Here is a 15,655-nt window from a genome sequence, read left to right as displayed (position 1 = left end):
AAGGAATGGATCGTACCATGAAAACCAGCGTGCTGCTGGGGCGCTTCGCGCCGTACTTTAAAAAATACCTGTGGATTCTGCTGCTCGATTTGTTCTGCGCGTCGCTCACCACCCTGTGCGAGCTTGTCCTGCCGCTGATGGTGCGTTTTATCACCGAACGCGGGATGAACGACCTTGCCAGCCTCACCACCGCGATCATTTTAAAGATCGGCGCGCTTTATATCCTTTTACGGATTATTGACACCGCCGCCAACTATTTCATGGCGAACATTGGGCATATGATGGGCGCGCACATCGAAACTGACATGCGCAGCGACCTGTTTGCCCATCTGCAGCGGCTTTCCTACAACTTTTATGACAGCAACAAGATCGGTCAGCTGATGGCGCGCATCACGAGCGATCTGTTCGACGTCACCGAGTTCGCACACCACTGCCCGGAAGAATTCTGGATAGCGGGACTCAAAATAGCTGTCTCATTCGTGATCCTCGCGCGCACCAACCTGTGGCTCACTTTGATCATCTTCTCGATCATCCCGCTGATGCTCGTATGTTCGATGTATTTCAACACCCGGATGCGCCGCGCTTTCAAAAAAAGCCGCAATCAGACCGGTGAAATCAACGCGCAGGTAGAGGACAGTCTACTCGGCGTACGAGTGGTCAAATCCTTTGCGAACGAGGAGGTCGAAAAGGAGAAATTCGAGGAGGGAAACGGGAAATTTCTCGATATCAAGCGGGAGATGTACCGCTATATGGCGGGTTTCCAGTCGACGACCCGCGCTTATGACGGGGTGATGTATATCACCGTCGTGGTGGCGGGCGCGCTCTTTATGATCCATGGGCAGATCACCCCCGCTGACCTGATGGCCTACCTGCTTTACGTAACCACGCTGCTCACCTCGATCCGGCGGATTGTCGAATTCACCGAGCAGTTCCAGCGCGGCATGACTGGCATCGAGCGGTTTATCGAGGTGATGGATGCGCCGGTGGACATCCTGGACGAGCCGGACGCCGAGGATCTTACCGATGTCAAAGGTGAGATCACCTTTGAGCATGTCTCTTTCCATTATGCGGATGATGACCATCCGGTTCTTTCGGATCTGAGTCTCACTGTACATCCGGGCGACAGCGTCGCGCTGGTCGGGCCGTCGGGCAGTGGCAAATCGACACTCTGCAACCTGATCCCGCGTTTTTACGATGTGACCGGCGGGCGTATCCTCATCGACGGCAAGGACATCCGAAAACTCACGCTCCATTCGCTGCGCGGTCAGATTGGCGTTGTGCAGCAGGATGTCTACCTTTTTGCCGGGACGGTGTTTGAGAACATCGCCTATGGGAAGCCAGGCGCGACCAATGCGGAAGTTGTAGCGGCGGCGAAGCTCGCGGGCGCGCACGATTTCATCAGCTCGTTTGAGGACGGATATGACACCTATGTGGGCGAGCGCGGCGTGCGCCTTTCCGGCGGGCAGAAACAGCGGATCTCAATCGCGCGGGTGTTTCTCAAGAATCCGCCGATCCTGATTCTGGACGAGGCGACCTCAGCGCTCGACAACGAGAGCGAACGGATTGTGCAGCAGTCGCTGGAGAAGCTTGCGCGCGGGCGCACCACTTTTACCATCGCTCACCGGCTGACCACCATCCGCGGCGCGCGGCTCATTCTGGTGCTGACCGAAAACGGCATCGAGGAGCAGGGCAGCCATGACGAACTCATGAAGAGACGTGGAATTTATTACCAGCTTTACAGTATGTATGGGGAAAACATGGGGAACGCGGAAAATTTTGTGGAAAAACATATAAAGATGTGATATACTTTTTTCGTGTCTACTATAGCACAGCGGCAAAGCTTAGAGAAAAAGAGGAGTGTAGTGAATGAACACAAGCCAGATTATGATGCTCGGCGCGATGGTTATATACCTCATTATGATCATCTGCGTCGGCAACTATTTCAGCAAAAAGAATGAAACAAGCCATGATTTCTATCTGGGCGGGCGCGGCATGGGCCCTTGGGTGGTCGCGATGAGCGCCGAGGCTTCGGATATGAGCGGCTGGCTCATGATGGGATTACCGGGCCTTGCGTATGCGACCGGCATTGCGGACGCCGGCTGGACCGCCATCGGCCTTGCGCTTGGCACATATATCAACTGGAAGCTGATCGCGCTGCCGCTGCGCAACTATACGGCGGTTGCGAACAATTCGATCACCGTCCCGGATTACCTTTCCAACCGTTTCCACGATAAACGCAAAATCCTGATGAATGTTGCGGCACTGTTCATTGTGATCTTCTTCGTGGTATACACCGCTTCGGGCTTTGTGGCCTGCGGCAAGGTGTTTGTAACCCTGTTCAATTTCCCGTACCTGCCCTCAATGCTGGTGAGCGCGCTGGTCATCATTCTTTACACCACCTACGGCGGTTTCAAGGCGGTCTGCCACGTCGACTTTGTGCAGGGAACGGTTATGTTTTTCGCGCTCATGATCATCGTGGGAATCGGAGTGGGCACGGCGGGCGGCTTTGGGGAAATTTCCGCGAACGTGGCCCAGTACGACGGATATCTTTCGATGTTTTCGACCTATTCGCCGGACGGCGCTTCCACCTATAGCTGGATCACCATCGCTTCCGGGCTGGCATGGGGCCTCGGCTACATGGGCATGCCGCACATCCTGGTGCGGTTCATGGCAATCCGCAATGCTTCCGAACTGAAAAAGTCCCGCCGCATCGGCACCTCTTGGTGTGTGCTTTCGCTTGCAATGGCGGTGCTCATCGGTGTGCTCGGCCGGACGCTTTATCCGGACGCGCTTTCCGGAAGCGCTACCGAAAGCGTCTTTATCATGATGTGCAAAAACCTGCTGACCGGCGGCGCGCTGCCGATTATCGCGGGTGTAATGCTCTGCGGCGTGCTTGGCGCGCAGATCTCCACCTCGGACAGCCAGCTGCTGGCAGCGTCTTCGGCGGTCGCGCAGAACTTTTACCAGGGCCTGATCAAAAAGGACGCGACTGAAAAGCAGATCATGAAGGTTTCCCATGTTTCGATCATCCTTATTGCGGGTGCGGCCTGTGCTTTTGCGCTCAACCCGGACAGCTCGATCTTCAAGATCGTTTCGTTCGCGTGGGCGGGCTTTGGCGGCGCGTTCGGCCCGCTGATCCTTTTCTCGCTCTACTGGAAGCGCACCAATCTGCCCGGTGCAATTGCGGGCGTTATTGCGGGCGGCGTGACGGTGCTCGTCTGGAAGCTTCTGCTTTCCCCGCTCGGCGGAATTTTCGGGCTTTATGAGCTGCTTCCGGCGTTTATCCTGAGCTCGCTTGCCATCATCATCGTTTCCAAGCTCACCGCGGAACCTTCCGCTGAAATCCAGAAGGAATTCGACACCGCAAAATCCATGACTCTCGAAACAAAGTAAGGAGGCATTTGTGGAACAAACATTTTGCCAGAGCTGCGGCATGCCGCTCACCCCGGAAAGCGAATTGTGCGGCACCAATGCCGATGGAAGCAAAAATCCGGAATACTGCATTTACTGTTACAAAGGCGGCGCGTTCACTGCGGACGTGACCTTGGACGAGATGATTGAAATCTGTGTCCCGCCGATGGTGGAGGCCAATCCCGGCATGACCGCTGGGAAGGCGCGTGAGATGATGCGGCAGTTTATGCCCCAGCTGAAACGCTGGAAATAACCCGAATAAAACGGCCGTTCCGGCATTGCCGGAACGGCCGTTTCGTTTCTGGATGCGAGCTCAGGCGAGCGGCCGGGCGAGGACCCGCTCAATCCGGCGGTCATCCATTGCGGCGACGGTGAATTCCACCAGCCCGACTGTGACCGAGGGATGTTCGTCTGCGGCGGGAATATGTCCGAGCGTATCGATAATGTAACCTCCGAGCGTGTCGTAGTCGCCGTCGGCGGGAAAGTGGATTTGGAAAAGCTCCTCCACCTCTTCGAGCGGGACGGTTCCGTCGATCGACCAGGAACCGTCGGACAGCGCGCTGATTTCTTCTTCCTCGTCGTCGTATTCGTCCTGAATATTGCCGACAATCGATTCGATGAGATCCTCCATCGTGACCATGCCGGCAGTGCCACCGTATTCGTCAACCACGATGGCGATCTGCACCTTTTCTTCATTGAAACGCGAAAATAACGCGGTGCAGCGGCTGCCTTCCGGGACGAAGATCGGTTTGCGCATGTGGTTTTCGAGAGAGAACGGAACATCCGGGTTTTCCATCACCAGGCCAAGCAGATCCTTGACATAGAGCACGCCAACCACATCGTCGAGTTTGCCGGCATAGACCGGAATGCGGGAGAACCCCTCCACAGTCGCCGCGCGGATCACCTCGGTAAGCGGGGTATGCAGTTCGAGGGCGACCATTTCGGTGCGATGGGTCATGATTTCCCCGACCGTGCGGTCGTCGAACTCAAAAATATTGTTGATCATCTCGCGCTCGCGTTTTTCAATCGTGCCGGATTCATTGCCCGCGTCAACCATCATGCGGATTTCCTCTTCGGTGACTTCCTCCGGTTTCTGGTGCGGGTCGACGCCGAGCAGACGCAGCACCGCGTTGGTCGAATAGGAGAGCAGCGCCACAAACGGACGTTCGACCTTATAGATGAACAGGAGCGGCCGGGCAATCGTGAACGAGATCTTTTCATAGCTGGTCATCGCGAGACGCTTGGGAACCAATTCTCCGAACACCAGAGTGAAGAAGGAGAGGACCATTGTGATGACCGCGAGCGAAACCACCCGCACCACGGCAGGATTGACCGGCGCGGCGCGCAGGGCGTAGACGATGTATTCCGCGAAGGTGTCGGCCGCGACCGCCGAAGCGAGCAGGCCGGAGAGGGTTACGCCGACCTGGATGGTGGCCAGAAACTTGCTCGGTTCGCTTACCAGCTTTGCAAGGATGGCGGCGGTTTTATCGCCGTCGGCGGCCATTCGCCGGACTTTCTGGTCATTCAGGCTGATGATGGCGATTTCGCTCATGGCAAAGAAAGCGTTTGTGAGGATCAGGGCAAACAGTAACAGGATGTAGACCCATAGGTTGCCGTCGGGTTCCATATTTTGTCTCCTTTTTTGGTCAGAATGCGTGCATGCAATACAATATTATGGTAACGGGTGCGATGCTGGAAAGTCAATCCGTAAAAAACGCATGAAACGGCCCTTCCACGGGATTTATAACAAAAGAGCTGGCATTTGGAACATTTCCCTTTTGCTGATGCCGGTTTTATGCTAAAATAAGCGCAGGCAATTGGCGGCTGCCAATCGCGCCAAGCTGAAAAATAAGTTTAGAAACCGTTCAAAAGCATATAGCGGCGATATTTTGGACGGGGAATGCATTTTCCGGGAGATGTGTTTTGTGCAGACTAGAAATGAAAATAACACGGTGCGCGTGATTAAGGATGCAAAATATATGCAGTACGCGCTTGTGGTGAATGGGCTGCTTGTCGGCGTTGCGGCCGGCGGTATCGCGGTCCTTTACCGTATTATGCTCGACCGCGGGGAAAAAATTCTGCGCTGGATGCTTGCGGCAGTGCAGGGAAATGGCCTTATGATCGCGGGATGGTTTGTGGGGCTTGTTTTTGTGGCGCTGCTGGTGGCGCGACTGGTTCGCTGGGAACCGATGATTTCGGGCAGCGGCATCCCGCAGGTGAGCGGAGAAATGAAAGGATACCTGCATCAGAACTGGGTCAAAGTGATCGTGGGGAAACTAGTGGGAGGAACGGCCTGCATCTTGGGGGGGCTGTCGCTTGGGCGCGAGGGGCCGTCTGTCCAGCTTGGCGCGATGGTGGGCAAGGGGATTTCCCGTCTGCTGCATCGGGTGAAGACAGAGGAGAAATACCTGATGATCTGCGGCGCGGGCGCCGGGCTCGCCGCGGCATTCAATGCGCCGCTTGCCGGCGTGCTGTTCGCGCTTGAGGAGATTCACAAGAACTTTTCAGCGGCGGCGCTGACTTCGGTGATGGTCGCGGCAGTCGCGGCAGACTTTGTGTCAAAGACGGTTTTCGGGCTGGATTCGGTCTTTCATTTCTCGGTCGGCCGGGTGCTTCCGCTCGATCACTATTGGCTGCTGCTTCTGCTGGGGGTGCTCATCGGCATCTGTGGAGCGGCCTATAACGCTTCTACGATGGCTTCTCAGCGGGCTTATAAGCATCTGCCGCAAAGCTTCCGGATGGTCATCCCGTTTTTGCTGGCGGGTGTGCTGGGGCTTACGATGCCGCTTACGCTCGGAGGCGGGCATGCGATGATCGAGCACCTTTACGAGGGCAATTTGCTGCTTTCCGGAGTATTGCTGCTGCTCGCGGTGAAATTTTTGTTCTCGCTTTTGTCCTTCGGCTCGGGCGCGCCAGGCGGCATTTTCTTCCCGCTGCTGGTCATCGGGGCATATATCGGCGGCGCATTCGGCCTGCTTGCAATCCGGTACTGCGGAGTGGATCCGGAATTGCTCAACAACTTTATCATCCTGGCAATGGCGGGATATTTCACCGCCATTGTGCGCGCGCCGGTGACCGGGATTATCCTGATTGCGGAGATGACCGGCTCGCTTTCCCACCTGCTTTCCCTCGCGGCGGTGTCAATCATCGCCTATGTGGTGGCCTACCTGCTCAAATCCGAGCCGATTTATGAAAGCCTGCTCGAGAATATCCTGCGCAACCAGGGGATCGAGGAGCCGGAGGACACCGGTGAAAAAATCCTCACCACGGCCGTGGTGCAGCATGCTTCCGCGATCATCGGCAAGCGGGTGAGCGAGCTGGACCTGCCGTATAACTGCCTGTTGGTGGCGGTGAGGCGCGGCGGCCGCGAGCTGCTTCCGCGCGGAGATACGGTGATTATGGCGAGCGACACATTGGTGGCGCTGGCCGATACAAAGGACTATGCGGAAATCGCAGCGCAGCTGGGGGAGCTGTGCGTCTGAAAAATATCTGGAAGAAGATGGATTTCTGACAGCCGGAGGCGGTTTGCCTCCGGCTGTTTTGTAAAGTTTAGATAAAATTCATATAAAATATGCTCAAAAAATGTTATAATAAAACATCATTAAAAAAGATGCGATTTGAAAGGGGCGTGAGAAAATGACTTTCCTGGAGCAGTCCGCCAACCATTCCGCAGCTGTCATCCTGAGCCTGGCAATCATCCTTTTTTCTGGATTCCTTGTGACAAGGATCACCAAGAAGCTGCGGTTGCCGGATGTGACGGCTTACATTGTCGCCGGGATTCTGCTCGGACCTTATGTTTTTCGTCTGGTTCCGCAGGAGATGATCGATGGGATGGATTTTGTCACCGATATCGCGCTGGCCTATATCGCTTTTGGAGTGGGCAAATACTTTAAGCTTTCCGAACTGAGAAAAAGCGGCAGACAGGTCATCCTGATTACGCTGTTTGAAGCGCTTGCAGCAGCACTTGCCGTCACATTGATGATGACTTTTGTTTTTCATTTATCGGTGTCGTTTTCGTTGTTGCTTGGCGCGATCGGTTCGGCCACCGCCCCGGCTTCAACGATTATGACCATCCGACAATACCGGGCGAAAGGAGACTTGGTAAACACCATCCTGCAGGTGGTTGCGCTTGATGATGCGGTTGCGCTGATTGCGTTTTCCATCTGTGCGGCCATTGTGGGTGAGCTTGAATCCGGCTCCGGGAGCCTAAATTGGAAGCTCTTTCTGGAGCCGCTCCTGCTCAATCTGTTCGCTATCGGGCTTGGGGCTATCTGCGGCTATCTGTTGCGTTGGATCATATCTGCGCGCCGTACCCGTGAGCACCGGCTCATCTTAATCAATGCGGTCATCTTCAGCCTCACTGGGTTCTGTACGCTGCTCGATATTTCACCGCTGCTTTCCTGTATGGTGATGGGGACGGTTTATATCAATGTGATCGCGGATAAGGATCTCTTTAAGCAGGTCAACCACTTTTCGCCGCCCATTATGCTGCTGTTCTTCGTCCTTTCCGGCATGCGCCTCAATGTCCCGATGCTGGCCACTGCCGGGATGATCGGCGTCGGTTATTTCTTTGTGCGGATCATCGGCAAATATGTAGGCGCATATGCCGGTGCGGTTGTAAGCGGGGCTTCAGCCGTTATTCGCAATTACCTCGGTTTGGCGCTGGTGCCGCAGGCAGGTGTTTCAATTGGATTGGCGGCGCTTGGGCAGCGGATTCTGCCTGCTGGGGCGGGCGCATTGCTTTCTACCATCATCCTGTCGTCGGGGGTGCTGTATGAAATGGTTGGCCCGGCTTCAGCAAAGATGGCTCTTCTTTTGTCCCACACGATTGAGGAGCCGCCGATTTCAGGGGGCAGGGAGTCAAAAAAAACGTCTGCCGCAAAAGAAAAAGGCCGGATAGCCGCATTGTCTCTGGAAAAAGACGGCGCGGCAAAACCCGCAGGAAAAAGCTGCGGCCCCAAAATAGTCCGCCGCGCCGGTGAAATGCCGCAGAAAGGAAAAGGGCGCCGCAACGGGCATCATGTCTGACAGTTCCGCTTCACGTTTTTTGACGTGGGGCGGGAATTTTTGTTTTTCACTTGCAAGCGGGCCGAAATGTGGTATAATTTTGTTAAAGTGGGGTAGTTTCGAAATCGAAGGGATTTTCGAATGAAATTGGAGTGTGTACTATGAATTTTGGCGGTGAACAAAGGGAATTTGACGTCATCAGCTTTGGTGAGATCATGCTGCGGCTTTCCCCACCGGGACTCGAGCGGCTCAGCCAGTCGGAGCTTCTGGAGAAGCGGCCGGGCGGCAGCGAGCTCAATGTGGTTTCGGGCATTTCACTCCTGGGGCTGCGCACCGGTATTGTGACCAAGATTCCGGACAATGACATGGGGCGATTCATCAAAAATAAGATCCGTTTCTATGGCGTGAGCGACGACTATCTTATCTATGATTCCTCCGAGCGCGCCCGCGTCGGCATTTATTATTCCGAAAGCGGCGCTTATCCGCGCAAGCCCGCGGTTCTCTATGACCGGGCGTATTCTTCGATCAACAGTATTTCGATTGGGGAGATCGATCCGGCAATCTATCAAAGTACCCGCGTTTTTCATACCAGCGGCATCACACTCGCGCTGAGCGACCAGGTGCGGGATACCGCGGTCGAGATGGTGAGGCGCTTTAAGGAAAACGGTGCGGCGATCTCGTTCGATGTGAACTACCGCGCGAACCTTTGGGACGAAGAAACGGCCCGAAAAACCATCTGCAAGATCCTGCCGTACATAGACATCCTGTTCGTTTCAGAGGAGACCAGCCGCCGGATGATGCAGCGCTCGGGTACGATGGAGGAGATCATGCGCGGTTACTGTGAGCAGTTCGGCTGCCGGATCGTCGCGTCGACCCAGCGCAAGGTTAAAAGTCCGAAATGCCATTCGTTTAATTCGATTATCTACTCCCATGCGGAGGATAAAATTTACACCGGCCGTCCATTCGAGGATATCGACGTGGTCGACCGGATCGGTTCCGGCGACGCGTATGTCGCGGGTGCGTTGTTCGGCCTGCTCAAATATGACAGTGTCCAACAGGCGGTCGACTATGGTAATGCGATGTCCGCTGTGAAGAATACCACCCTGGGCGACATGCCCGCTTCCGATTTTGCGGAGATCAGCCGGGTGATCGCGGCGCACAACTCCGGCGTTGCTGGGGACGAACTCAACCGGTAAAACCAGAGAACAAATAAAAATCCCCGCCGGTCGACGGGGATTTTTTAGGAGGTTACCCAATGAAAATGCTCCCATATCTCTTGCTGTGTGTTCTGCCGTTTTATCTGCTTCCGCCGTTTGGAGGCAGCACTGGCTTTTTCATCATCGCATTGCTTCTTATTATGCCGCTCTGCTGCTTTTTGGGCGGGTTCCTATACACAGCCGGACATCCGTTTTGCTGGTATTTTCCGGTGCTGGTCGGGGCGTTCATGCTTCCAACCATCTGGATTTTTTATAACGAATCCGCATGGATCTATGTTCCGGCATTTGCGGCCGTAAACCTGTTGGGATGCTTGTTTGGGCTGCTGTTCCGCAGGGGGAAAGATCGTTGAACTTGTAGGAAAAATGAAAAAAACGCTTGACAGATTGTATAATCTTGCTATAATGAGGATAACAAAAATCCATTCACGGAGATTTATCATGAACAGACCGAATGCACAACAGAATCGATTTTTCGGCTTTTTCAGCTGGGGCTTTTACTTTAGCACCGGCTTTTTTTGCTGCGAAAATAGATTGTGTTTGATGAGCAGGTAGGTTCTGGAATTTCCAAAGATTTTTCAGAAATTGTTGTAAGAGAACTCATTGACGCAATGGGTTCTCTTTTTGTATGTGCGAAAATGGGGCCCACGCGCATGAAACAGATTTGGAGGAACAAAAGATGATCGTAATCATGAAACCCGGCACCCAACAGAAGGAAATTGAAAAGCTCTCCGACGCGCTCACTGCAAAAGGTGTGGAGGTAAATCCCGTCATCGGTAAAAACCTGATTATCCTGGGTCTGGTCGGCGATACCAGTAAGCTTGACGATACCTGGATCGAAGCCAACCGCAACGTCGAACGGGTCATGCACGTGGCAGAGCCGTTCAAAAAGGCGAATAAGATGTTCCATCCCGAACCGAGCGTGATCGACGTGCGCGGCCAGAAGATCGGCGGGGACAGCCCGCTGGCGGTGATCGCGGGCCCCTGCTCGATCGAAAGCGAGGCGCAGATCTGCGGCATTGCCGAACAGGTCAAGGCGCTCGGAGCCAATTTCCTACGCGGCGGCGCCTTCAAGCCGCGCACTTCGCCATACGCTTTCCAGGGGCTCAAATACGACGGGCTCGAACTGCTGATGGAGGCGCGCGAAAAGACCGGATTGCCGATCGTCACCGAGATCATGTCGCCCTATGATATCGAGGTTTTCGTCAAGGACGTGGACATCATCCAGGTCGGCGCGCGCAACATGCAGAACTTCGAGCTCCTAAAGGAGCTCGGCCACACCGACAAGCCGATCCTCCTCAAGCGCGGGCTTTCCGCCACCATCGAGGAATGGCTGATGAGCGCCGAGTATATTATGTCAGGCGGCAACGAGCGGATTATCCTCTGCGAACGCGGCATCCGCACCTTCGAGAACTACACCCGCAACACGCTCGACCTTTCCGCGATCCCCGCGGTCAAAAAGCTGAGCCACCTGCCGGTTGTGGTCGATCCAAGCCACGCATCGGGCAAATGGTGGATGGTCGAACCGCTTGCGAAAGCGGCGGTCGCGGTCGGCGCGGACGGGCTCATCGTCGAAGTGCATAACGATCCGGCCAACGCCCTGTGCGACGGCCAGCAGTCGATCAAACCCTGTGTGTTCGGGGAACTGATGGAAGAAATCCGCGGCATCGCCAAAGCGATCGGCCGTAACATTGCATAAGGACTGGGGAGGAAACAGCATGTCGGAACTGGATGGCTACCGGAAGGAAATCGATGAGATAGATGCCGCGCTCATCCGGCTGTTTGAACAGCGGATGGATGTGGTGCGCAAAGTCGGCCGCTACAAAAAAGAAAACCATCTGCCGGTTTTGCAGGCGGGCAGGGAGCAGGCGGTCTTGCGGCAGGCGGTGGAGCACCTGCAGGACAAGGGGTACGCGCAGGACGCGGCCCGCTTTATGAATGCTGCGATGGAGATTTCCCGCGCGGCCCAGCGCCGGGACATCGAACCGGGCGAACCGCCTGTCACCGCCGCGCATCCGCTCACCGGGGCGGTGGGATTCCAGGGGGTAGCCGGCTCCTTCTCGGAGCAGGCGCTGGTCGAGACGTTTGGGGACGAACGCGAACGGATCGCCTATCCGGAGTTTGAGGACGTCTTTCGGGCACTGCAAAAAAAGGAGATCGACTACGGCGTACTGCCGATCGAAAACAGCTCCACCGGCGCGATTTCCGCTGTTTACGACCTGCTTGGCAGCTATGGATTTTTCATTGTCGGAGAGCACTGCTGCCGCGTCAGCCAGAATCTGGTCGGCCTGCCGGGGGCGACGCTCAAGACGATCAAAACGGTCTACTCCCATGTGCAGGGGATCGAACAGAGTTCCACCTTCCTGAACGGGCATCGGGAATGGGATTTGGTCCCTTACCATAATACGGCGGTGTCCGCCAAGATGGTGGCCGAATCCGGCGACCTCACCAAAGCCGCAATCGCGTCCAAACGCGCGGCGGCGCTTTACAGCCTTTCGGTCATCGCACCGGACATCAACAACCGCCAGGACAACATGACCCGGTTCATTGTGATTGGCCGCACGTTGGAACCGGAGAACGCCGACAAGATCAGCGTTGTTTTTTCGATTGCGAACGAGGCGGGGAACCTTTACCAGACGCTGCGCACCTTTGCCGACAACCGGCTCAACATGGTGAAGATCGAATCCCGACCATTGCCCGACGCGGCGTGGAATTACCTGTTCTATGTGGATTTTGAAGGCAATATCGCGGACGATGCGGTGCGTGCGGCGCTCGAAAAGCTCTCCCGCGATTCGGTCCGCTACCGGCTGCTCGGGGCCTATCGCGCGGCAAAGTGACGACAAAAAAATGGGCCTTCCGGCGAATTCGGAAGGCCCGTTTTTTATGATTCTCCCATTACGATGGGGATAAAGCCGGAGAGCGTATCAATGCGGTAGTCGTAAAGTGCGGGATCGCCTTCGGCGCCGGATGGCGCGAGCCAGCAGCAGGCAATGCCGGCATTGCGGCCGCCCGCCATGTCGGAGGTGAGCGAGTCGCCCAGGATAATGGCGCGCGACCGGTCCGGTCCGCCGAGCGCCTCGAATACCCGGTCAAAGAATTCCCGGCGGGGCTTCGGCGCGCCGAGCTCCTGGGAGATGAACATCCGGGAGATAAATGGTGCGATCTGCGAATGCGCGAGACGGTTTTTCTGTGTGCGGATGACGCCGTTTGTCACGATGTAAAGCGGACAGCGCGCGGAAAGTTCCTTACAGAGCTCGTACGCGCCGGGGAGCAGAAATGCTCCTTCACCGAGCGCATCGGTGTATGCTTCGCTGAATGCGTGCGCGTCGTCCCGGGCATCGAGCTCTGCGAGCAGGATTTCAAACCGTTCGGCCCGCAGCCGGTCCTGTGTGACCAGGCCCTGCTCAAATTTTTTCCAGAGTGAAAGGTTGATTTCGCTGTAACGGTCACAGACCGCGTCACTGGCCGGCAAGCCCCGCTGCCGGCAGACCCGCCGGATGGCTTCCCGCTCGGCAAGGCCAAAATCAAAGAGGGTATCGTCCGCGTCAAGTAAAAGAATGTCATATTTCATATTTATCAGTTCTTTTTCGGGCAAGATAATCCCGGGTGATAGAAAAAACCTTCCCGGACAGAAAGACGATCGCAATCAGATTTGGGATGGCCATCAGGCCATTGAAGGTGTCAGAGATGTCCCACACGAGCTTCAGATTGGTGACGCAGCCGACACAGGCCATGCCGATGAACAAAAGCTTGTAGAGGATAAGCGGCTTTAATCCGCAGAGATATTCGAGCGCGCGTTCACCGTAATACGACCAGCCAAGCATGGTGGAAAATGCGAAGCAGGCAATTGCCACTGTGATGAAAACGGCGCCAAATGCCCCGAACCCATGTGAGAATGCCTCAATGGAAAGCGCGGCGCCCTCAAGCCCGATTTCGGCCGCCCCGGTCGTGAGGATGGTGAGCGCGGTGATCGTACAGACGATAATCGTGTCCGCGAACACCTCAAAGATGCCCCACATGCCCTGCTGGACCGGCTCCTTGACGTTTGAGGCGGAGTTTACGATGACCGAGCTGCCAAGCCCCGCTTCGTTCGAGAAAATGCCGCGCGCCACGCCGTAGCGGATCGCCTGCATGATGACGTAACCGCCCACGCCGCCGCCGACCGCCTCAAAGCTGAACGCATTCGCAAAGATGGAGGCAAACGCCGCCGGAATCGCTTTGTGATTGACAATGAGGATGTAGACGCCGCCGGTGATATAGAAAAGCGCCATGAACGGAACCAGCTTTTCGGTGACCGAGGCGATGCGCTTGAGCCCGCCGAGGATTACCAGACCGATGACCAGCGAGATCACGATGCCGGTCGCGAGCGGCGCAATGCCGAGCGAAGCCGAAAGCGCGCCCGCAATCGAATTGGCCTGGGTCATGTTGCCAATGCCGAATGAGGCGATCAGACAGAAAAGCGAAAAGAGCACCGCCAGCCATTTACAGTGGAGTCCACGTTCGATATAGATCATCGGGCCGCCGACCCACGCGCCCTTTTCGTTTTTGTAACGGTAGTGGTTGCCCAGGACGTTTTCCGCATATTTGGTCATCATCCCAAGAAAGGCGCTCACCCACATCCAGAAGACCGCGCCGGTGCCGCCGGAGACGATCGCGGTGGCCACGCCGACGATGTTTCCGGTCCCGATGGTGCCCGCCAGTGCGGTGGAAAGCGCCTGAAACTGGGAGATGGCGTGGGGGTCGCGTTTGTTATGTACCTCTTTGTTGCGAAAAATGGCAAACAGCGTTTCGTTCATCCAAAGCCCGAATTTGCGGATCTGAAAAAAACCGGTGCCGATAGTGAAATAGACGCCGACCAGCATGAGAAAAGCGATCATAACCGGTCCCCAGACAAAATCATTGACCAGTTTGTTAAGATCGGTAACCAGTTTGACAAACCCCTCCATATGATACCTCCTCCATCCTATTTTGCATAAACACATCTACACCTAAGCAAAATTATATATCATGGGCGATTCGTTTGTAAAGCAGTACGGAATGGACAAAACGTTTTATGGTCTGCGCTTATTCCACATAAAGAAACCGTTGTTAGAAAAAAACCAAAGAGTAGGAGCTGGGAAACGATGCTGGTATCCGCAGAAGAAATGCTGACAAAGGCCAAAGCTGGTCAATATGCCGTCGGGCAGTTCAATATCAACAATCTGGAATGGACCAAAGCGGTACTGCTTACCGCACAGGAGCAAAATTCGCCGGTGATCCTTGGCGTATCCGAGGGCGCGGGCAAATATATGTGCGGCTTTTGTACAGTCGCGGCAATGGTGCGGGCGATGATCGGGGAACTGGGGATTACCATCCCTGTGGCTCTTCATATCGACCACGGCACCTATGAAGGAGCGAAAAGAGCAATCGAGGCGGGCTTCACCTCGATCATGTTCGACGGCTCGCACGATCCGATCGATGTAAATATTGCAAAGAGCAGGGAAATCATTGCGCTGTGCAGGGAAAAGGGCCTTTCGGTCGAATGCGAGGTCGGGTCGATCGGCGGCGAGGAGGACGGCGTGGTCGGCGCGGGCGAGATCGCCGACCCGCAGGAATGCAAACGGATCGCCGGCCTCGGCGTTACCATGCTCGCAGCGGGCATCGGCAATATTCATGGCCAATACCCTGCCAACTGGAAAGGACTTGATTTTGACGCGCTCGCAAAGATCCAGGCGCTGACCGAAGGGGTGCCGCTGGTACTGCACGGCGGCACCGGCATCCCGGAAGAGATGATCAAAAAGGCGATTTCGCTGGGCGTGGCGAAGATCAACGTCAACACCGAATGTCAGCTTTCGTTTGCCGCGGCGACCCGCAGGTATATTGAGGCGGGCAAGGACCTTGTGGGCAAGGGCTTTGACCCGCGCAAGCTGCTTGCACCGGGAACCCAGGCAATCTGTGACACGATTCGGGAGAAAATGGAACTGTTCGGCTCAGTGGGGAAGGCCTGACTGTAAAATCCTATGTGCAACGGGCGGGATTCATGC

13 protein-coding genes are annotated in these 15,655 nt (G+C 55.6%); 10 read left to right on the top strand and 3 right to left on the bottom strand.

Translation table 11 applies throughout. The features are described 5' to 3' along the window. Window positions 1-5 precede the first annotated feature (5 nt). The 3 genes from DWV16_RS14140 to DWV16_RS14130 all read left to right on the top strand — a co-directional run bounded on the left by DWV16_RS14140 (window position 6) and on the right by DWV16_RS14130 (window position 3,664). Window positions 6-1,802, top strand: coding sequence for an ABC transporter ATP-binding protein (locus tag DWV16_RS14140; protein WP_066458219.1), 1,797 nt, complete (start codon window positions 6-8; stop codon window positions 1,800-1,802). Window positions 1,803-1,866: 64 nt separating this feature from the next. Then, on the top strand, window positions 1,867-3,393 hold the full coding sequence (gene putP, locus DWV16_RS14135) for a sodium/proline symporter PutP (RefSeq protein ID WP_118479854.1): 1,527 nt from the start codon (window positions 1,867-1,869) through the stop codon (window positions 3,391-3,393). A 10-nt stretch (window positions 3,394-3,403) separates the two neighbouring features. Beyond that, window positions 3,404-3,664 (top strand): zinc ribbon domain-containing protein, encoded by a 261-nt coding sequence (locus DWV16_RS14130; protein ID WP_066458224.1) that lies wholly within the window; start codon window positions 3,404-3,406, stop codon window positions 3,662-3,664. A gap of 60 nt (window positions 3,665-3,724) precedes the next feature. Here the strand turns inward: DWV16_RS14130 and DWV16_RS14125 are convergent, their stop codons facing one another. Then, window positions 3,725-5,038, bottom strand: coding sequence for a hemolysin family protein (locus tag DWV16_RS14125; protein WP_118479852.1), 1,314 nt, complete (start codon window positions 5,036-5,038; stop codon window positions 3,725-3,727). 289 nt (window positions 5,039-5,327) lie between these two features. On the opposite strand from DWV16_RS14125, the gene DWV16_RS14120 reads away from it, so the two are divergent. The 6 genes from DWV16_RS14120 (at window position 5,328) to DWV16_RS14090 (ending at window position 12,469) form a co-directional block, all read left to right on the top strand. Continuing rightward, a complete protein-coding gene (locus DWV16_RS14120) occupies window positions 5,328-6,893 on the top strand; it encodes a ClC family H(+)/Cl(-) exchange transporter (protein ID WP_066460386.1) in 1,566 nt (521 codons plus the stop codon). A gap of 154 nt (window positions 6,894-7,047) precedes the next feature. Continuing rightward, on the top strand, window positions 7,048-8,439 hold the full coding sequence (locus tag DWV16_RS14115) for a cation:proton antiporter (RefSeq protein WP_066458229.1): 1,392 nt from the start codon (window positions 7,048-7,050) through the stop codon (window positions 8,437-8,439). Window positions 8,440-8,579: 140 nt separating this feature from the next. After that, the gene (locus DWV16_RS14110; RefSeq protein ID WP_066458233.1) at window positions 8,580-9,614 is read left to right on the top strand and encodes a sugar kinase; all 1,035 of its coding nucleotides are present in this window, start codon (window positions 8,580-8,582) and stop codon (window positions 9,612-9,614) included. A 59-nt stretch (window positions 9,615-9,673) separates the two neighbouring features. Next, entirely contained in the window at window positions 9,674-9,985 is a 312-nt protein-coding gene (locus DWV16_RS14105; RefSeq protein ID WP_118479850.1) for a hypothetical protein, read from the top strand. 326 nt (window positions 9,986-10,311) lie between these two features. Then, complete coding sequence (gene aroF, locus DWV16_RS14095; RefSeq protein ID WP_066458244.1) at window positions 10,312-11,331, top strand: 3-deoxy-7-phosphoheptulonate synthase; 1,020 nt, start codon at window positions 10,312-10,314, stop codon at window positions 11,329-11,331. Window positions 11,332-11,350: 19 nt separating this feature from the next. Further along, window positions 11,351-12,469: a chorismate mutase gene (locus DWV16_RS14090; RefSeq protein WP_066458246.1), complete on the top strand. Its 1,119-nt coding sequence runs from the start codon at window positions 11,351-11,353 to the stop codon at window positions 12,467-12,469. Window positions 12,470-12,513: 44 nt separating this feature from the next. Here the strand turns inward: DWV16_RS14090 and DWV16_RS14085 are convergent, their stop codons facing one another. Next, window positions 12,514-13,203, bottom strand: coding sequence for a YjjG family noncanonical pyrimidine nucleotidase (locus tag DWV16_RS14085; protein ID WP_118479846.1), 690 nt, complete (start codon window positions 13,201-13,203; stop codon window positions 12,514-12,516). After that, window positions 13,193-14,578, bottom strand: coding sequence for a sodium:alanine symporter family protein (locus DWV16_RS14080; protein ID WP_118479844.1), 1,386 nt, complete (start codon window positions 14,576-14,578; stop codon window positions 13,193-13,195). Before DWV16_RS14080 ends, DWV16_RS14085 begins: the two co-directional genes overlap by 11 nt. Before the next feature lie 177 nt (window positions 14,579-14,755). Here DWV16_RS14080 and fba point away from each other — a divergent pair, with 177 nt between their 5' ends. Further along, a complete protein-coding gene (fba, locus tag DWV16_RS14075; protein WP_118479842.1) occupies window positions 14,756-15,619 on the top strand; it encodes a class II fructose-1,6-bisphosphate aldolase in 864 nt (287 codons plus the stop codon). The last annotated feature ends 36 nt before the right edge of the window (window positions 15,620-15,655 follow it).

The sequence above is a fragment of the Anaerotruncus sp. AF02-27 genome (genome assembly GCF_003465835.1).
GTDB classification, from domain to species: domain Bacteria; phylum Bacillota; class Clostridia; order Oscillospirales; family Ruminococcaceae; genus Anaerotruncus; species Anaerotruncus rubiinfantis.
This window is presented reverse-complemented; position numbering and strand designations above follow the sequence as displayed.